Raw genomic sequence first — 19,866 nt, forward strand, 5'->3', positions numbered from 1 at the left:
CAGATGCAAAAAGTTTCAAGTTATCGCAAATCTCAGTTTAAAATTACTCGTTTAATGCAGAATAAGAAAGTACTTATTAAATTAGTGAGGGTGAAAAATTTTTATGTCCTTTTTTAAATTGCTCAAGAAAGGAAATAAATCATCGGGTATTGCTGCACTAGGGAACACATTATTGGCAATCATTAAAGGAATAGCTGCTGCAGTAAGCGGTAGTGGAGCTATGTTCGCAACTGCTATTCATTCTGCCGCTGATGCAACTAACCAGGGATTTGTTTATTTCGGAAGTGCGTTAGCTGAAAAAGAACCCACCAAACGTTTTCCAACTGGCTTCGGTCGAGTTGTTAACCTATTTGTGCTCATTGCTGTAACCATAATTACGATCATGGCTTATGAAACGATTTTAAAAGGATGGAAATTGATCCAGGAACCTCATCCTTCCTCCAACATTTGGTTAAATGTAGGAATACTATTTATCGCTATTGTGGTAGATGGTTATATTTTAATTAAGGTAATGAAGGAAATTGGTAAAGAAAGCCGTTCCGAGTCAGAGGATGGTAATATCTTTACAAATGCATTTAAAAACGTCAGCCTGGCAGCGCCACCAACACGGCTCGTCTTCTATGAGGATATTGTGGCAACAGCTGGTTCAGCTATCGCTCTAATTTTTGTGGTACTCTCTCACTTTACTGGCCTTTACTTTCTTGATGGATTAGGTACATTAATTATCGGGATATTACTCGTTGGCATTGCATTAAAGATTGGGTATGAAAACACCCTCGGTCTTATTGGTCTCGCAGCCCCTAAAATTGTGGAGGAAAGGGTAGCTGAAGTTATTTTAAACGATGAAAATGTGGTAGATATTAACAAACTTCGTATCCTCCAGGAAGGGAGAGACTACCATGTGGAAAGTTATATTGAATTAAGAAAAGGAATGACTTTAGCTGAAGCAGATGATATTAAATCCCAAGTAGAAGAAAAAGTGTTACAAGACGAAAGTATTGTCGATGCTACTATAGGTATTTTAGAGACAAATGATCAGAAAGACTGGTCAACTGATACAAAAGAAGGCAATCGGTCTGAATAAATACGAACCTCCCTGTGGAATGTACCAACATCAGTTTCCCTATCAAATGTGGTGGTGGAAAATAATCTCCCATCACCCTTTTGATTACCAGGGAAAGACGTCATAGAAGATCTTCCTACCTCCTTACAAGAATACTTTCGCTTTCCTTAAGAGACAGCTCAACAACCTGTTGTGATAAAATTGCGCGTTTGATCCTGTTTTTACAGGAAGGGCAGGTCTATTTTCTCTTTTCTGTATAGATTTCTACCAGCATATCCAGGCTTCCCATACTTTTCCGGTTTTCTTCAAATGTCTAAGCACTCGTTCTATTTCCTTTGCCTTTTGTGTGGCAACTTTAAAGTTTAAAAGAGAGAATAGAGTGTATTTTCTCCTAAGTCATAATACAGTCATAATACATCAAGACATTTACTGCACCAATAAGGTGGAAGGTGTAACAAAAACACACAAAAAAGCCTTGGAAATTTCCAAGGCTTTTAGACTGACGTGGCCGCGTCCTACTCTCACGGGGATCGACCCGACTACCATCGGCGCTGAAGAGCTTAACTGCTGTGTTCGGCATGGGAACAGGTGTGACCTCTTCGCTGTCGCCACCACATCATTTTATGAAGAAGGGTAAACCTTCAAAACTGGATAAGACATTCAAGTTATCAAACATTTAATGTGTACGTTTTCCTTATAGTTAAGTCATCGATTGATTAGTATCCGTCAGCTCCACGTGTCACCACGCTTCCACCTCGGACCTATCGACCTCATCGTCTCTGAGGAATCTTACTTACTTGGCGTAAGGGGAAATCTCATCTCAAGGGGGGCTTCATGCTTAGATGCTTTCAGCACTTATCCCGTCCACACGTAGCTACCCAGCGATGCTCCTGGCGGAACAACTGGTACACCAGCGGTGTGTCCATCCCGGTCCTCTCGTACTAAGGACAGCTCCTTTCAGATTTCCAACGCCCACGACGGATAGGGACCGAACTGTCTCACGACGTTCTGAACCCAGCTCGCGTACCGCTTTAATGGGCGAACAGCCCAACCCTTGGGACCGACTACAGCCCCAGGATGCGATGAGCCGACATCGAGGTGCCAAACCTCCCCGTCGATGTGGACTCTTGGGGGAGATAAGCCTGTTATCCCCGGGGTAGCTTTTATCCGTTGAGCGACGGCCCTTCCATACGGTACCGCCGGATCACTAAGCCCGACTTTCGTCCCTGCTCGACTTGTAAGTCTCGCAGTCAAGCTCCCTTGTGCCTTTACACTCTGCGAATGATTTCCAACCATTCTGAGGGAACCTTTGGGCGCCTCCGTTACTCTTTAGGAGGCGACCGCCCCAGTCAAACTGCCCACCTGACACTGTCTCCGAACCGGATCACGGTCCTGGGTTAGAATGTCCGTACAGCCAGGGTGGTATCCCACCAGCGCCTCCACCGAAGCTAGCGCTCCGGTTTCTCAGGCTCCCACCTATCCTGTACAAGCTGTACCAACATTCAATATCAGGCTACAGTAAAGCTCCACGGGGTCTTTCCGTCCTGTCGCGGGTAATGCGCATCTTCACGCATAGTATAATTTCACCGGGTCTCTCGTTGAGACAGTGCCCAAGTCGTTGCACCTTTCGTGCGGGTCGGAACTTACCCGACAAGGAATTTCGCTACCTTAGGACCGTTATAGTTACGGCCGCCGTTTACTGGGGCTTCGGTTCAACGCTTCGCGCTTACGCGCTAACGCATCCCCTTAACCTTCCAGCACCGGGCAGGTGTCAGCCCCTATACTTCGCCTTACGGCTTCGCAGAGACCTGTGTTTTTGGTAAACAGTCGCTTGGGCCTTTTCACTGCGGCTCCTCGGCAGAGGAGCACCCCTTCTCCCGAAGTTACGGGGTCATTTTGCCGAGTTCCTTAACGAGAGTTCTCCCGCTCACCTTAGGATCCTCTCCTCGCCTACCTGTGTTGGTTTGCGGTACGGGCGCCTCTTTCCTCACTAGAGGATTTTCTTGGCAGTGTGAACTCAGGAGCTTCGGTACTTTAGTTCCCTCCCCATCACAGCTTGACGTTGCCGAGTGGATTTGCCTGCCTCGACCGTCTCACTGCTTGGACGCACACATCCAATGGTGCGCTCTCCTTATCCTCCTGCGTCCCCCCGTCGTTCAAACGGAAAGGAGGCGGTACAGGAATATCAACCTGTTGTCCATCGCCTACGCCTTTCGGCCTCGGCTTAGGTCCCGACTAACCCTGAGAGGACGAGCCTTCCTCAGGAAACCTTGGGCTTTCGGTGAAAGAGATTCTCACTCTTTGTTCGCTACTCATACCGGCATTCTCACTTCTAAGCGCTCCACCAGTCCTTACGGTCTGACTTCGCCGCCCTTAGAACGCTCTCCTACCACTGATCCGTTCGGATCAATCCGCAGCTTCGGTGGTGTGTTTAGCCCCGGTATATTTTCGGCGCAGAGTCACTCGACCAGTGAGCTATTACGCACTCTTTCAATGATGGCTGCTTCTAAGCCAACATCCTGGTTGTCTAAGCAACTCCACATCCTTTTCCACTTAACACACACTTAGGGACCTTAGCTGGCGGTCTGGGCTGTTTCCCTCTCGACCATGAACCTTATCACCCATGGTCTGACTCCCAGAACAAAGTCGTTGGCATTCGGAGTTTGACTGAATTCGGTAACCCGGTAGGGGCCCCTCGTCCAATCAGTGCTCTACCTCCAAGACTTTCTATTCTGAGGCTAGCCCTAAAGCTATTTCGGAGAGAACCAGCTATCTCCGTGTTCGATTGGCATTTCACCCCTACCCACACCTCATCCCCGCAATTTTCAACTTGCGTGGGTTCGGGCCTCCAGTCAGTGTTACCTGACCTTCACCCTGGACATGGGTAGATCACACGGTTTCGGGTCTACGACCGCATACTCATTCGCCCTATTCAGACTCGCTTTCGCTGCGGCTCCGCTTCTGACGCTTAACCTTGCATACAGTCGTAACTCGCCGGTTCATTCTACAAAAGGCACGCCGTCACCCATCAATGGGCTCCGACTACTTGTAGGCACACGGTTTCAGGTTCTCTTTCACTCCCCTTCCGGGGTGCTTTTCACCTTTCCCTCACGGTACTGGTTCACTATCGGTCACTAGGGAGTATTTAGCCTTGGGAGATGGTCCTCCCGGATTCCGACGGAATTCCTCGTGTTCCGCCGTACTCAGGATCCACTCCGGAGAAAAGAAGATGTCGATTACAGGGCTCTTACCTGCTCTGGCTGATCGTTCCAGATCGATTCATCTATCTTCTTTTTTGGTAACTCCAAAGGAGTGTCCTACAACCCCAGAAAGCAAGCTTTCTGGTTTGGGCTGATTCCGTTTCGCTCGCCGCTACTTGGGAAATCGCGTTTGCTTTCTCTTCCTCCGGGTACTGAGATGTTTCAGTTCCCCGGGTCTGCCTTCGTCTACCTATGTATTCAGTAAACGATCCTGCTCCATTACGAGCAGGGGGTTTCCCCATTCGGAAATCTTCGGTGCACAGCCTACTTACGGCTTCCCAAAGCATATCGGTGTTAGTCCCGTCCTTCATCGGCTCCTAGTACCAAGGCATCCACCGTGCGCCCTTATTCACTTAACTATCTGTGAAAAGACGTTTAAAAAATTGATGTTTGATGTCTTGTCATCCCGTGCGGATCTAACGATCCAACACGTTCTGAAATATCTTATCCAGTTTTCAAGGTTCACAATGAGAAGATCTTTTGATCTCTCAAAACTGAACAACCAACCAGGTACGTCCTCCGTATGCGGCAGCTTCCGTCACCCGTAAGGGTGCTTCCGCCTTGCATATTCCTTAGAAAGGAGGTGATCCAGCCGCACCTTCCGATACGGCTACCTTGTTACGACTTCACCCCAATCATTGGCCCCACCTTCGGCGGCTGGCTCCATAAAGGTTACCTCACCGACTTCGGGTGTTGCCAACTCTCGTGGTGTGACGGGCGGTGTGTACAAGGCCCGGGAACGTATTCACCGCGGCATGCTGATCCGCGATTACTAGCGATTCCGGCTTCATGCAGGCGAGTTGCAGCCTGCAATCCGAACTGAGAATGGTTTTATGGGATTTGCTACACCTTGCGGCTTCGCTGCCCTTTGTACCAGCCATTGTAGCACGTGTGTAGCCCAGGTCATAAGGGGCATGATGATTTGACGTCATCCCCGCCTTCCTCCGGTTTGTCACCGGCAGTCACCTTAGAGTGCCCAACTCAATGCTGGCAACTAAGATTAGGGGTTGCGCTCGTTGCGGGACTTAACCCAACATCTCACGACACGAGCTGACGACAACCATGCACCACCTGTCACTGGGTCCCCGAAGGGAAGACCCTATCTCTAGGGTGGTCCAAGGATGTCAAGACCTGGTAAGGTTCTTCGCGTTGCTTCGAATTAAACCACATGCTCCACCGCTTGTGCGGGCCCCCGTCAATTCCTTTGAGTTTCAGCCTTGCGGCCGTACTCCCCAGGCGGAGTGCTTAATGCGTTAACTTCAGCACTAAGGGGTGGAAGCCCCCTAACACCTAGCACTCATCGTTTACGGCGTGGACTACCAGGGTATCTAATCCTGTTTGCTACCCACGCTTTCGCACCTCAGCGTCAGAAACAGACCAGAGAGTCGCCTTCGCCACTGGTGTTCCTCCACATATCTACGCATTTCACCGCTACACGTGGAATTCCACTCTCCTCTTCTGTCCTCAAGTTCCCCAGTTTCCAATGACCCTCCACGGTTGAGCCGTGGGCTTTCACATCAGACTTAAGAAACCGCCTGCGCGCGCTTTACGCCCAACAATTACGGACAAGGCTTGCCCCCAACGTATTACCGCGGCTGCTGGCACGTAGTTAGCCGGGGCTTCCTCGTTAGGTACCGTCAAGGTACCGCTCTATTCGCACGGTACTTGTTCTTCCCTAACAACAGAACTTTACGATCCGAAGACCTTCATCGTTCACGCGGCGTTGCTCCGTCAGACTTTCGTCCATTGCGGAAGATTCCCTACTGCTGCCTCCCGTAGGAGTCTGGGCCGTGTCTCAGTCCCAGTGTGACCGATCACCCTCTCAGGTCGGCTACGCATCGTCGCCTTGGTGAGCTATTACCTCACCAACTAGCTAATGCGCCGCGGGCCCATCTGTAAGTGATAGCCAAAGGCCATCTTTCACCTCTCTCTCATGCGAAAAAAAGGATTACCCGGCATTAGCCCCGGTTTCCCGGAGTTATTCCGATCTTACAGGCAGGTTGCCCACGTGTTACTCACCCGTCCGCCGCTCATTCCACAGGCATCACCCCCGAAGGGGATCTGCCTGCTTCCTGCGCTCGACTTGCATGTATTAGGCACGCCGCCAGCGTTCGTCCTGAGCCAGGATCAAACTCTCCATAAAAAGTAAAGTTTGACTTGCTCATTTGCACACCGAATGTGCTTGTTTGAATTCCTTCTATATAATAGAAAGAATATCTTGACGTACTGGTTGGTTCGTTCAGTTTTCAAAGATCAAAATGTTGAGCGCTGCTTCAAAACAGCGACCTAACTAATATACCACGTTGAAAGGGTTGAAGTCAACAACTTTCTTTATGAAATATCAGCAGACTATAACTTGCGGTCGCAATGAACTGATGCGACGTAAATAAATTCTAGCACAAAGCCTAAAAGATTGTCAATAGTTCAATAGATTTTTCGAATCAACAATTAAATTGCAGTAATTTGTATTTGAAAAGCAACACTAAACACTTTATGTGTTATGAATGAAATTGTCAATGACTAATTGAAAAACTGCACCTATCACGGGCGCAGTTTTTCAAGCTGACTTTATATAATAAATGGAGCTATTCCTTTTCTTTCTAATTATTTTGGCTGCCATTTTTGCACCGCGTTTATCATCGGTGATCAGCAAAATATTCTTTTCACAGTCCATACGCTCTTTGAGCTCACGGGGCAAATAGCTAAGAGGTATATTCTCAGCTCCAGGGTATGGAGAATGCGACGCGGATATATAATCTCGAATGTCTATCACGCAATACTCTTCTATAGAAACCTGTTCCTTCCCTAAATGAGTAAGCGATTTACCGTCAGCCGCATCTTTCAGGAAAACTAAGATGATTATTACCAATAAAAATAAGATGAGTTCCATATAAAGTTTTCCTCTTTCACCTTAAAAAACGAGCTCACCATTCCAGGCAAGCATACCGCCTTTAAGATTCTGGACCTGTTGAAATCCATTTTCCTTCAAAAATTCTGAGGCATTCATGCTTCTCCTTCCAGAGCGGCAAACCATTACATATTTTTTATTTTGATCAAGGCTGCTTACGGCTTCCGGTATATTACCTAACGGGATGTGTTCGGCAGTCGGAATAACACCTTGTTTAACTTCTTCATCTTCCCTTACATCTATAATCGTGATCTCCTTGTTACTATCAAGGACCTCTTGCAGTTCCTCTGCATTGATTTCAGGAATATTACTCACTAGAGATCTCCTCCTTAATGTTATCTGTGTTTCATATTGTATTAGTCTGCATCTTGAAGTCAAGAATTTAAGCTCATCTCATTAAAAAAGAAGGACGTCATCGAAAGGATGACGTCCTTCTTTATAGATAATTAGTTTGCTACAATGTTTACCAGTTTACCTGGAACTGCAATTACCTTACGTACTGTTTTTCCTTCCAGCCAGTCTTGAACCTGTTTATTCTCTAATGCTGCTTTTTCTAAGTCTTCTTTTGAAGCATCTACATTGACCATCATTTTGGCCCGTACTTTTCCCATGACCTGGATTACAATCTCCACTTCGTTTTCAACGAGTTTAGACTCATCGAAAGTCGGCCACTCCTGATAGCTGATTGTTCCCCCGTGTCCTAGCTTCTCCCATAGTTCTTCAGCTAAATGAGGAGCTACAGGTGATAACAATTTAACGAATCCTTCAACAAATGGTTTAGGAATCTCATGTGCCTTATAACCTTCGTTAATGAAAACCATCATCTGTGAAATCCCCGTATTAAATCGTAGCTCCTGGAAGTTTTCACTTACTCTTTGGACAGTTTCATGATACGTTTTCTCTAACGTCATATCATCACTGTTTTCCTTAATAGCTTCCGAAAGTTGCCCATCAACTACAAACAATCTCCACACACGGTCCAAAAACCGTCTTGCTCCATCAAGCCCATTCGTAGACCATGCAACCGAAGCATCGAGTGGTCCCATAAACATTTCATATAATCTCAGCGTATCCGCACCATGACTGTAAACAATATCGTCCGGATTCACAACATTCCCTTTAGATTTACTCATTTTCTCATTACCTTCACCAAGGATCATTCCCTGGTTAAACAGCTTTTGAAAAGGTTCTTTCGTAGGGACGGCACCGATGTCATAAAGAACCTTATGCCAGAAACGTGCGTACAGCAAGTGCAGAACTGCATGCTCTGCTCCTCCAATATAGACATCGACAGGCAGCCATTTCTTTAATTTTTCAAAATCGGCAAATGTCTCACCGTTACGGGCATCAATATATCGAAGGTAATACCAGCAGCTTCCCGCCCATTGTGGCATTGTATTCGTTTCACGGCGTCCCTTCATGCCTGTTTCAGGGTCCACTACATTTACCCATTCACTAATATTGGCTAAGGGGGACTCTCCTGTTCCCGAAGGTTTGATTTCCGTAGTTACCGGAAGTGTTACAGGGAGTTGGTTTTCCGGTACAGGTGAAGTGGTTCCATCTTCCCAGTGAATAATTGGGATCGGTTCTCCCCAATATCTCTGACGACTGAACAACCAGTCCCGCAGCCGGTAAGTGGTTTTCCTGGAACCTTTCTCATTTTTTTCAAGCCAGTTAATTGCTTTAGAAATCGCCTCGTCTTTACCTAATCCATTTAAGAAGTCTGAGTTTACATGTTCGCCGTCCCCGGTGTAAGGTTCATCTTCAATATTCCCGCCATCAACTACTTCGATAATCGGAAGATCATACTTTGTCGCAAACTCATAGTCACGTTCATCGTGAGCAGGTACAGCCATGATCGCACCGCTTCCATAGCTCATTAGCACATAATCTGCGACCCATATTGGCAATTTATTACCATCAACAGGGTTGATTGCGTAAGTCCCGGTAAATACGCCGGATTTATTTTTAGCCAGGTCAGTTCGCTCAAGATCACTTTTCTTCTGAGCTTGATCAATGTACTCCTTCACTGCTTCTTGTTGGTCATCGCTTACAATTTTATCAACTAGAGGGTGCTCTGGGGCAAGTACAGCATAGGTCGCACCGAAAAGTGTATCCGGTCTCGTAGTAAATACATCAAAAGAAGTACCGTGACCAGCAATATGAAAGCTTACTTCCGCACCTTCAGATTTGCCGATCCAATTTCGTTGCATATCCTTAATGCTTTCCGGCCAATCTAATTCTTCAAGATCTTCCAGAAGCCGGTCTGCATAAGCAGTAATTTTAAGCATCCATTGCTTCATCGGCCTGCGTTCTACAGGGTGATCTCCACGTTCACTTTTCCCATCAATAACTTCCTCATTGGCAAGAACTGTACCTAGTGCCGGGCACCAGTTCACAGCCACTTCATCAATGTAAGCAAGTCCTTTTTCATAAAGTTTCAGAAAGATCCACTGTGTCCATTTATAGTAGTCGGGGTCAGTCGTGTTCACTTCTCTGTCCCAATCATAAGAGAAACCTAACTCTTGTATTTGTCTGCGGAAGGTATCAATATTATGTTTTGTGAATTCCCGAGGGTCATTTCCTGTATCCAGAGCATATTGTTCAGCAGGAAGCCCAAAAGCATCCCAGCCAATTGGATGCAGCACTTCATACCCCTGCATACGCTTCATTCTTGATAAAATGTCTGTCGCTGTGTACCCTTCAGGGTGACCCACATGGAGACCAGCCCCTGATGGATAAGGAAACATATCTAGTGCATAAAACTTTTCCTTTTCCGAGTCGCTATTCGTTTTAAAAATTTTATTTTCTAACCAGTATTTCTGCCATTTCTTTTCAATTTCCCTGTGATTAAAAGCCATACTGTTCCTCCTTGATACTTTTGCTATATAAAAAAGTCTCTCGTCCCTTGTCATCCAAAGGGACGAAAGACTTATCTTCCGCGGTACCACCCAAATTAACGTTAAAAAACGCTCGCTTGATATCGAATAACGGTGATAGAGCCGGAAGGAACTACTCATTTGTTCGTTCCTACAACATCCAAGGCGAGTTCATAAAGATCAAGAACAGCTCGCACCACCCGCTGCCTCTCTTATACTTGAAACTTTACTACTAGTCCTCTTCTACGTTTATTATTTATATTCGTATAGTAATGAAAGGTGATTGCTTTGTCAAGTTCACTTTCCGAATAATGTTTACGCCATGCTAGTGCAGGGTATATTTAGAGTTACAACAAACTATTCTTAACGGAGGGTCGTAATGGTACGAAAGTTCATTAAAAAGGCAGCTGATTACGCAAAACAAAATCCTGAACAAACTAAACGTTATGCTAAAAAAGCTTTTGATACGGTCAAAAACAAGCGGAAATCAGCTTCTAATCAACCTAAAAAATAGAACGAGCTGGGACAATGTGCCTTTATCAAATAAAAATACGAACTACGCAGTAAGTACAATTATGCATATAACCCGCTACGAAAATATACTTCGCTTTCCGCGGGCGGCTGTTGAGCCTCCTTGTGCTAGCGCACTGCGGGGGCTCACCTAGGCCTTTCCTCCCGCAGGAGTCTACGTATGTTTTCTCCGCAAAAGCGGCACATCGTTCGCCTTCTCACTTAAGAAGTGCAGTTATGCCCCAGGCTCGTCCTTTCCTTATCATCATATCCATATGTTTACTTATCAAAATTCAAAATTCACCAGAAACATGCTACAATACCTTTGCTGTCAAACTTAGACAAGAAAACGATAAGAAAGAAGGTATATAAACATGATTCTGAAAAGAGCCCTGCATTACGCCCATGAGTTAATGGGAGATGTGCTGAAAACAGGGGATGTCGCCATTGATGGGACGTGCGGTAATGGGCATGATACTCAATTCATCAGCCAGCTCGTTGGTAAAAGTGGACACATATACGGATTTGATATTCAGAAAGAAGCCATCTTCAATACCAAACAACGGCTCATTGACCATCAGTTATTTGAGCAAACCACACTGATTCATGATAGCCACGCGGCTATTGAACAACATATTCCGGACGATCATCTCAGACGTCTTAAAGCTGCGATTTTTAACCTAGGGTATTTACCTGGCAGTGATAAGTCTGTTATTACTGAGGCTGATCAAACCCTTTCATCGATTCAAAGCATTCTCTCCTATATCCAAAAAGGAGGACTGGTAGTATTGGTGGTCTACTATGGTCATCCAGGGGGGGAAGAGGAAAAGACAGCATTACTTAACTATGTAAGTTGTTTAGACCAGCGTCACTACAACGTACTGCAGCATGGGTTTATCAACCAGCGAAATCAGCCGCCGTTCATTCTTGCCATCGAAAAGAAATAACCTGGTAACCCTATAATGGCTTACCAGGCTTTATTTTGTGATACATTTTTGTATTAAAATAAAAGAAAGTTGCCTTGGCTCCACTTACTTTTAATAACTCCTTCACAAATCCCTTCGCATGTTGAATGTTACTCACCTTCCGATCAGCAAGGTACATCCCTACGAGTCCTTCATGAATCATTTGGTGAAAAGCAGCATCAGGGAGTTTCTGAACTTCCTGGTTTGTTTGCTTTACGAAAAAAACAAACCTTTGTTTCATTTGCTCTTCATGATCATAATAAGAACAGAAATTCAAGTCGCCTTCTTCTTCATCTTCCTGTTGATCAATATAATAATCAAGCAGAATATGAAGGCCCTGCATAAATGGGAAGTAGCTTTTCTCAATCTGTTTAGCCAGATCATCAGTCATCTTTCCGCTCAGTGTATATGAAATTAAGCAGAATATCCCTAATGTAGAACCTGTACAGGCAGAGAACTCAAACCATTCTAGATTCGGCCAGTGTTTTTGATGGTTTTTGAACCAATTCTTCAACCTTGGAATACGTTCTTCTTCAATCACATGCTTATGTACTTGAAGATCGCTATATAATCCCCCAAGCTTCAAGGTATGTTCATAGACCCCTGGGTAATCTTTCGCTTCCCGCAGCACTGACTGACAAGTCTTAACGAGATCTACTAAATACCCGCCATCATCTTTCTCTTCACGATAATAATAATAATCCTTTATTTCATTCTTTGGCGTAAGCGCATCAATCATTGCCTGATGCAGCATTCTGAAATCTTTCGGATCCATCGAAGTACTTCGATCACATAAATTATCGAGATAGTCGCTGATTGTTTGATAAGCCACGATAAATCGAATCGATTCTTTCCAACTGTCCCTAGCTAACAGAGCGTATATTCCTCCTCCTTCACAGTGGAAAGTTTTCGACTCAATACTTGCTAATGCTTGATTTCTTAATTCCAAATTTGGTATATCTTTTGCTTTACTAATCCATTGATTAAGTTCAACGTGTACTCTCGGAAAAATATCCTTGTACACTCTGGTCATCAGATGTAAAGCATTCGCAGGGACTTGAGGTGCCACAAGTCATCCCTCCTTATGATGTAGGTTAGATAATTGTTGATGAATAAAGTGGCTAGTATATGAGTAAACTCGTTTCCATTCCGGTTCATTAAAAATCTCATGATAAAAACCCGGCCACTCTTTATAAGTTTTCTCTGAAAGCTTGACTTTATGAAACCATTCTCTTGTCTTATCCGCATCCACCATTAGATCTTCTCCCGCTTGCATAACCAGCAAAGGAACGTCTGGAAATTGATCAATGTCTACGAAGGCTTGCTGGATATTACGCTGAAATTCTCTATACCAACGCACAGATACTTTCTCTAAAATCAGAGCATCTCCACCATCACGTTTGCGAACATCCTCATTTCTCGTAACTTTTTCAGAACTGAGCTGATTGCCAACCTGCAGCTTTGGCCATATATGATTTAAAATTCGCGATGCCGCTTCCATCGGTTTAGAAGCACCTTCAAGAATTCCAAGGGCCGGAGATGATAAGATCACACCATCAACCTTCAGTTTGAGCTGTTGCATCGTGCGAATAACCGCTAAACCACCCATACTGTGCCCTAAAAGGAAGACAGAACCTTCCCCGGTCTCTTTCAGCCACTCCTCAATCGTATGTATGTATTGATTAAAGGATTTAATATGGCCTTTCATACCTTCTGACCTTCCTTGACCAGGGAGATCCCTGGAGATAACTTTATATCCATCAGCATGCAACTGTTTGATTAAATGTTCGTATCTTCCAATGTGTTCAAAAGCACCATGAACGATCACAATAGTCGCTTGCACCGCACACATATAATCCCTCCCATGCAACACCTTACTTTTGCTATACTAGATTATATCCATATTATAAGGGGGATTAGCGTGATTTGCGAATATAAAGGAAAGTACCCGCAAATTGACTCGACAGCCTACATAGCTGAAGATGCAGCCATTACGGGCGATGTCGTCATTGGTCCGTATGCGAGCGTTTGGTTTAAAACTGTTATACGCGGGGACGTTGCTCCGGTTAAAATTGGGAAAGAAGTAAATATCCAGGACTTAAGCATGCTGCATCAAAGTCCCAACCAACCGTTGATCATTGAAGACGGTGTAACTGTAGGACATCAAGTCACCCTTCATTCGGCCCACATTAAAAAGGATGCACTCATTGGTATGGGATCTCTCATTCTCGATGGTGCCGAAATAGGTGAGCAGGCGTTTATAGGAGCAGGCAGTCTTGTTCCTCCAGGTAAAGTCATACCTCCCAGGACACTAGCTTTTGGCCGTCCAGCAAAAGTGGTTCGGGAACTGAACGAGGAAGATTATAAAGAACTAGAACGAATTCGAACAACTTATGTCGAGAAGGGTCAAGTTTATAAGCAGCTTAGAAAAGAATCATAATAAAAAATAAAGAAAACCGTTCAACTTAAAATGAAGAAAGGTTTTCTTCTCTATTTATTGCAGACGTTTTTTCAGGTCTTCAGCCCGATCCACTTTTTCCCATGGGAATTCAACATCTGTACGGCCAAAGTGACCATAGGCAGCTGTTTGACGATAAATAGGACGACGTAGATCAAGCATTTTAATAATGCCAGCAGGACGTAGATCAAACAATTCCCTAACTGCTGTCACAAGCTTCTCTTCCGTTACTTTTCCTGACCCGTGTGTATCAATGGAGATCGAAACTGGCTGCGCTACGCCAATGGCATACGCCAATTGAACTTCACAGGAATCAGCTAAGCCTGCAGCTACAATGTTTTTCGCAACATAGCGGGCAGCATAGGCCCCAGATCGGTCTACTTTAGTAGCATCTTTACCGCTAAAGGCTCCTCCCCCATGGCGAGCATATCCGCCATATGTGTCAACAATAATCTTTCTACCTGTTAACCCGGCATCACCTTGTGGGCCGCCAATGACAAACCTTCCAGTAGGATTAATAAAATACTTGGTCTCCTCATCAATAAGTTCTGACGGGACAACAGGCTGAATAACTTTATCTTTCAAATCTCTTTGAATTTGTTCAAGTGTTATTTCTTCGGCATGCTGTGTAGAGATAACAATCGTATCGACTCGAACAGGCTGATCATGTTCATCATACTCAATCGTTACCTGAGTCTTCCCATCTGGACGCAAATAACCGAGAGTACCATCATTGCGCATATCTGAAAGACGCTTCGATAACTTATGAGCAAGTGATATCGGCAAAGGCATTAGTTCAGCCGTTTCGTTATTTGCAAAACCAAACATTAGACCTTGGTCTCCTGCACCAATAGACTCGATTTCTTGATCGCTCATTTGACCCTCTCTTGACTCTAGCGCTACATCTACTCCGCCTGCAATGTCCGGAGATTGTTCATCTATAGCCGTTAATACAGCACATGTATCAGCGTCAAATCCATACTTCGCTCTTGTATAGCCGATATCTTTAATCGTTTGACGTACAATAGCAGGGATATCTACATACGTATTTGTACTGATCTCACCTGAAACGAGGACAAGTCCTGTCGTAACAGTTGTTTCACACGCAACACGTGCGTTCGGATCATTTTTTAAAATTTCGTCTAGAATCGCATCAGAAATCTGGTCACAGATTTTATCAGGATGACCTTCTGTTACAGATTCAGATGTGAATAACCGGCGATTGGCTGGCATTCTGCTAAACTCCTCCTTCTGTTAAATACATAGATTAGACGGAACTCTTTACCAGTATCATTAGAAACCTCTCTAGATTCCTATGGTTTCCTTACAATCGTTTTTATGGCTATTGCACATTTCACGTTATATGTACATATGAATATGAACATCATCAGAAATTGTGCTGAACCTTTTCCCAATAAAAGAAAAAACCCTTCCTTCGTTCAGAGGAAAGGCATCGTTTCCTTTCGCTCTTATCGTCCAAGGCATAACAATTGCCTTGCTTCAGGTTAGCACCATGTCAGCAGCTATCTGACGGTTGCCGGGTTTCTCAGGGCCTGTCCCTCCACCAACTCTGGATAAGAGAGTATCCGTTCGAGATAATCGTACCGAAAACCTCATTTAATGTCAATCCGTTTACTATGCTTTAAGAAACGGTCTGCTTTTCTACGTAAATATCGCTATTATATAGTTAGCTCATATATCTGGAATAAGGAGCTCTTTACATTTCCGGTAAAAAGATGGATTCTCCGATTTACAAAAAAACAGAGACTAGTTTGACCATTATTGCTAAATGCAATAGGAAACGAATGAACTAGGGGTAAACCCCCACAAATAACAGCTTGGATTGTTCAAAGTTATCGAATGCGTGATACAAAATTTTATAGTAAAATAAATTGAAAGCATTTTCATTATTAGTATGGATTATTAAAATGAATGTGTTATACTATTAATCAACTTAAAGCAATAACTTAAAGTAATTTATGCTTTTTATTAATTTTAAAGTAAAGGCGGGTTGACACATATGAGTGCCATTAACCAACTATCAGATTTAAACCAACTTTTAGCGCAAGAGCATGTCCTCCATCATTTGTCTGTACCACAACTTGTAGAAAAAATACTTTCCAAAAAAGAAGGATCGTTAACGGATCGTGGGGCTGTTCTAGCTACTACAGGCACCTATACTGGCCGATCTCCAAAGGATAAATTTATCGTAAAAGATCATGAGTCAGAACCCAACGTCAACTGGGGAAGCACCAATCAGCCTATAGATGAGAGCACATTCGTTCATTTATACCATAAAGTGTTGGATCATTTAAAAGAGCGTGAAGAAGTATTTGTTTTTAAAGGCTACGCAGGAGCAGACAAGAAAAGCCAACTGCCTATTCAAGTCATCAATGAATTCGCATGGCATAATTTATTTGCCCGCCAAATGTTTATCCGCCCAACTGATCAAGAGCTCTCTGAGCACGAAGCCGAGTTTACAGTCATATCTGCACCAACATTTAAAGCTAATCCAAGAGTAGATGGAACGAACTCGGAAGCTTTCATTATGATTTCATTTAAACATAGAATTGTTCTCATTGGTGGAACAGAATATGCAGGTGAAATTAAAAAGTCGATATTCTCTGTCATGAACTACTTGCTTCCTAAACAAAATATTATGCCTATGCACTGTTCAGCTAACGTAGGCAAGGAAGGTGATGTAGCATTATTCTTCGGTTTATCAGGAACAGGGAAAACAACGTTGTCTGCTGATCCGGAGCGTCGTCTGATCGGCGATGACGAGCACGCCTGGTCAAACCATGGAGTCGCTAATATCGAAGGTGGCTGTTACGCCAAGTGTATCAACTTATCAGCAGAGAAAGAGCCGCAAATTTTTAATGCCATTCAATTTGGCTCAGTGTTAGAAAACGTAGTAATGGATGAAGAAACTCAAATTCCTGATTATGACAATACCAGCCTCACGGAGAACACTCGGGCGGCATATCCATTACATCACATTGATAACACCGTCCAGCCAAGCATTGCAGGGCATCCAAATGCAATTGTGTTTTTAACTGCTGATGCTACAGGCGTTCTGCCGCCAATTAGTAAACTGACAAAAGAACAGGCAATGTATCATTTCTTAAGCGGATATACAAGTAAATTAGCAGGAACAGAACGCGGAGTTACTTCTCCACAAGCTACCTTTTCTGCTTGTTTCGGGTCTCCATTCCTGCCATTAGCACCTTCTGTATATGCTGAGATGATAGGCGAAAAAATCGACCAATTTGATACGAAGGTATATCTGGTCAATACAGGCTGGACGGGAGGAGCCTATGGAGAAGGAGAAAGAATGAAACTTTCCCATACCCGTTCAATGGTTCACGCAGCGCTTGAAGGTGAGCTAAATTCAGTAGAAACGTACAATGACCCAGTATTTGGACTTCAAATCCCGCTTCATTGTCCAGGAGTTCCAGATGATGTATTATTACCGAGAAAGACATGGGATAATCCTGATGCTTATGATAAAAAAGCTCAGGAACTAGCAGAAAAATTCCACGACAACTTTAAGAAATTCACACATGCCAGCTCAGCTATCAAAAATGCCGGTCCTGCTTTTGGCAGAAAGTAAACATGTTTCCTCATCTCCTCAAAATAGATAAAACGAGCGCGCAGTTTAACTGCGCGCTCGTTTTGATTACTATTGCTTATTCAGTAGGATCCCCTAGAAATTTCTCTTTAATCTGTCTCATACAATTGGGCAGCACATCATCTTTCATCATAAAACTGTACTGCTCATCACTGACAATTCCTTCTGGAAGCTCCTCAAGCAATACAGGACCATTCGTTTCAAAATAATGGTCTTGCGATTGTAACTGTGATATGGAAGCGAAATACACATTTTTAACAATGGTTCCGCCCTTCCCTGCTACATGATATTGTCCCACATAATCAATCTGCTTAACACGCCCGCCTGTTTCCTCAAGTACTTCTCTGATCGCAGCATCTTTCGCTGTTTCTCCTTTTTCTACTTTGCCACCAGGAAATTCGAGGCCCCTGTCTTTATGATTGGTCAACAGCCATTTATTATCGAATTGACAAATAACCCAAACATGCTTTGGTGTCTTAGAAAATGGATGATTATCAAAGGATAACTTAACTTGATTTCGATAGTAATCGCTAAATGTTTTCATGTAAGATCATCTGCCTTTAATCCGTTAATTATGTAATGAATAAGAACTTTAGCGATACACTCTATCATGTATTGCTATTTAAATCGTATCATAAGCAAGCCAGATTACAAACAGTACCGTTCGTATTATTACTATGATTATCGATACCCTTATGTAAACTTTGTAAATGCTGCATGTTTTACCATAATTATGAAACTAAACTCGGCATCATTCGTATGTAATAGTATGTAGATAAAAGGAGGAATTTAAAATGAAAAAAATAAGATGGATTGTACTCAGTTTATTGTTTATCACTATGCTGTTTGTAACAGCTTGCTCGAGTAATGAAGCTGAAAAGGCGAAAGGAGTGTTTATGAAGTCTTCTGAAGCTTCAAAGGAATTAAACAGCTTTTCCATGAAGCTGGATGTCACTCAAAACTATAGTGCAGAATCGTCTGAAACCAAGGTACCCCCTCAACCAATCAAAACTTCGATTGATTCAGATATTCAACTTCAGCCGTTAGCATTACACCAAACAATTGATATAATGGGAAAGACTGTGGAACAGTATCATACAAAAAAGGGCATGTATATGTCTCAGCCCGGAACCCAAGGCTGGGTCAAAGCTCCTGAGGAACTTTGGGAACAATTGACTCAAACCAGTATTGCCCAGCAAACTCCAGGAAAACAACTTGAAATGCTGCAAGACTATGTAGACGAATTTAACATGGAAGAAAAAAATAATACTTATATTTTGTCTTTTAGTTCTAAAGGAGACAATGTTCAAAAGTTGATCGAGAAAACCATGGCTCAGTCAATGCCCAAAGGAATGCTTCCCGATAATCTGCTGAAGGAGTTAAAAGTTGAAAAGGCTAGCTATACTTTAACCATTAATAAAGACACCTACTATCCTGAATCAATCGAATCAACCATGGACTTTTCTATAGTAGTGGATGGCAAGCAGGCATTTATTAGTCAAAAAATGAGTGGTAAATACAGCAATTTTAATGAGGTTGAAGAGATTGTCATTCCCCAGGAAATTATAAAAAACGCCCAAGAGATGTCTGACTTAAGTTCCGTAACACAATAAATACAAATAGGGGCTGGGACATAAGTAAATCTCTAAAATGAAAAGACGAACGAAGCGCTATTTAAGCGGAGGAAATATACGGAGACTCCTGCGGGAGGAAAGGCCTAGGTGTGACCTCGCAGTGCGTCAGCACAAGAAGGCTCAACAGCCGCCCGCGGAAAGCGCAGTATATTTTCGCAGCGGTTATACAACAATCATAGTTTCTAATTAGTTCGGATTTTCATTTGGTAAAAATACTTTTGTCCAACCCTCATTTGTCTTTTAAAACACCCATTCCACTGATGTGGTGCCTGGTCGTATCATCACCTAAGTCATAGATCATCTGCAAGGCTCTTGTCATGCCCTCATCATATTCGTCATTCGAACTATCTTTGTGATACTCTACAAACGGAACGTGTGATCGAAAGAAAGCTCTTGTATCCGAGTTATACATTTCATTAAACACTTCCCTTAATAAAAGAAGTTCTTCTCGATCAGCGTTAATGATGAACTCATCATTGTTGCCATTGCGATTAATTGATATTTCACGTGTGCCGATATTTACAAAGTACTGGTTTTTTCCATCCATAATAAAAACCT

At 43.5% G+C, this 19,866-nt stretch carries 14 protein-coding genes, 3 rRNA genes, 1 riboswitch and 1 other annotated feature; of the genes, 6 read left to right on the top strand and 11 right to left on the bottom strand.

The genetic code is table 11. The features are described 5' to 3' along the window. Positions 1-103: 103 nt before the first annotated feature. A complete protein-coding gene (locus tag G6R08_RS03425) occupies positions 104-1,084 on the top strand; it encodes a cation diffusion facilitator family transporter (protein WP_163526693.1) in 981 nt (326 codons plus the stop codon). 481 nt (positions 1,085-1,565) lie between these two features. On the opposite strand, the gene rrf is transcribed toward G6R08_RS03425, so the two are convergent. The 6 genes from rrf to leuS form a co-directional block, all read right to left on the bottom strand. Beyond that, positions 1,566-1,679: ribosomal RNA gene (gene rrf, locus G6R08_RS03430) — 5S ribosomal RNA — on the bottom strand. 80 nt (positions 1,680-1,759) lie between these two features. Next, positions 1,760-4,682, bottom strand: a 23S ribosomal RNA gene (locus tag G6R08_RS03435). Positions 4,683-4,899: 217 nt separating this feature from the next. Further along, positions 4,900-6,466, bottom strand: a 16S ribosomal RNA gene (locus tag G6R08_RS03440). The 16S, 23S and 5S rRNA genes sit together here, the layout of an rRNA operon. A 414-nt stretch (positions 6,467-6,880) precedes the next feature. After that, the gene (locus G6R08_RS03445; protein ID WP_205439388.1) at positions 6,881-7,213 is read right to left on the bottom strand and encodes a rhodanese-like domain-containing protein; all 333 of its coding nucleotides are present in this window, start codon (positions 7,211-7,213) and stop codon (positions 6,881-6,883) included. Positions 7,214-7,234: 21 nt separating this feature from the next. Continuing rightward, on the bottom strand, positions 7,235-7,546 hold the full coding sequence (locus G6R08_RS03450; RefSeq protein ID WP_163526694.1) for a rhodanese-like domain-containing protein: 312 nt from the start codon (positions 7,544-7,546) through the stop codon (positions 7,235-7,237). A gap of 131 nt (positions 7,547-7,677) precedes the next feature. Then, positions 7,678-10,092 (bottom strand): leucine--tRNA ligase, encoded by a 2,415-nt coding sequence (gene leuS, locus G6R08_RS03455; RefSeq protein ID WP_163526695.1) that lies wholly within the window; start codon positions 10,090-10,092, stop codon positions 7,678-7,680. Between the two features lie 55 nt (positions 10,093-10,147). Next, positions 10,148-10,365, bottom strand: a binding site (T-box leader). A gap of 124 nt (positions 10,366-10,489) precedes the next feature. Between leuS and G6R08_RS22225 the strand changes: the two genes are divergently transcribed. Together G6R08_RS22225 and mnmM are read left to right on the top strand one after the other, a co-directional pair. After that, on the top strand, positions 10,490-10,624 hold the full coding sequence (locus G6R08_RS22225) for a hypothetical protein (protein WP_275897921.1): 135 nt from the start codon (positions 10,490-10,492) through the stop codon (positions 10,622-10,624). A 370-nt stretch (positions 10,625-10,994) separates the two neighbouring features. Continuing rightward, positions 10,995-11,567, top strand: a complete 573-nt coding sequence (gene mnmM, locus G6R08_RS03460) for a tRNA 5-(aminomethyl)-2-thiouridylate-methyltransferase MnmM (RefSeq protein WP_205439389.1) — start codon at positions 10,995-10,997, stop codon at positions 11,565-11,567. Positions 11,568-11,577: 10 nt separating this feature from the next. Here the strand turns inward: mnmM and G6R08_RS03465 are convergent, their stop codons facing one another. Both G6R08_RS03465 and G6R08_RS03470 read right to left on the bottom strand, forming a co-directional pair. Beyond that, the gene (locus tag G6R08_RS03465; RefSeq protein WP_163531090.1) at positions 11,578-12,618 is read right to left on the bottom strand and encodes a tetraprenyl-beta-curcumene synthase family protein; all 1,041 of its coding nucleotides are present in this window, start codon (positions 12,616-12,618) and stop codon (positions 11,578-11,580) included. Positions 12,619-12,657: 39 nt separating this feature from the next. Then, positions 12,658-13,437, bottom strand: coding sequence for an alpha/beta hydrolase (locus G6R08_RS03470; RefSeq protein ID WP_163526696.1), 780 nt, complete (start codon positions 13,435-13,437; stop codon positions 12,658-12,660). 69 nt (positions 13,438-13,506) lie between these two features. Here G6R08_RS03470 and G6R08_RS03475 point away from each other — a divergent pair, with 69 nt between their 5' ends. Next, positions 13,507-14,025 carry a gamma carbonic anhydrase gene (locus tag G6R08_RS03475; protein ID WP_163526697.1) on the top strand — a complete coding sequence of 173 codons (519 nt, stop codon included), beginning with the start codon at positions 13,507-13,509 and terminating at the stop codon, positions 14,023-14,025. Positions 14,026-14,079: 54 nt separating this feature from the next. Here G6R08_RS03475 and metK read toward each other — a convergent pair whose 3' ends face one another. Then, positions 14,080-15,276, bottom strand: a complete 1,197-nt coding sequence (gene metK / locus G6R08_RS03480) for a methionine adenosyltransferase (RefSeq protein ID WP_163526698.1) — start codon at positions 15,274-15,276, stop codon at positions 14,080-14,082. A 233-nt stretch (positions 15,277-15,509) separates the two neighbouring features. Continuing rightward, a riboswitch (SAM riboswitch) is annotated at positions 15,510-15,624 on the bottom strand. Positions 15,625-16,063: 439 nt separating this feature from the next. Here metK and pckA point away from each other — a divergent pair. After that, entirely contained in the window at positions 16,064-17,656 is a 1,593-nt protein-coding gene (gene pckA / locus G6R08_RS03485) for a phosphoenolpyruvate carboxykinase (ATP) (RefSeq protein ID WP_163526699.1), read from the top strand. Positions 17,657-17,732: 76 nt separating this feature from the next. Here the strand turns inward: pckA and ytkD are convergent, their stop codons facing one another. Continuing rightward, positions 17,733-18,218: an RNA deprotection pyrophosphohydrolase gene (gene ytkD, locus G6R08_RS03490; RefSeq protein ID WP_163526700.1), complete on the bottom strand. Its 486-nt coding sequence runs from the start codon at positions 18,216-18,218 to the stop codon at positions 17,733-17,735. Between the two features lie 250 nt (positions 18,219-18,468). Between ytkD and G6R08_RS03495 the strand changes: the two genes are divergently transcribed. Then, positions 18,469-19,287 (top strand): DUF6612 family protein, encoded by an 819-nt coding sequence (locus G6R08_RS03495; RefSeq protein WP_163526701.1) that lies wholly within the window; start codon positions 18,469-18,471, stop codon positions 19,285-19,287. A 250-nt stretch (positions 19,288-19,537) separates the two neighbouring features. Here the strand turns inward: G6R08_RS03495 and G6R08_RS03500 are convergent, their stop codons facing one another. Further along, positions 19,538-19,855, bottom strand: coding sequence for a hydrolase (locus G6R08_RS03500; RefSeq protein WP_163526702.1), 318 nt, complete (start codon positions 19,853-19,855; stop codon positions 19,538-19,540). Positions 19,856-19,866 lie beyond the last annotated feature (11 nt).

This window comes from Halobacillus ihumii, assembly GCF_902726645.1.
GTDB classification, from domain to species: Bacteria; Bacillota; Bacilli; order Bacillales; family Halobacillaceae; genus Halobacillus_A; species Halobacillus_A ihumii.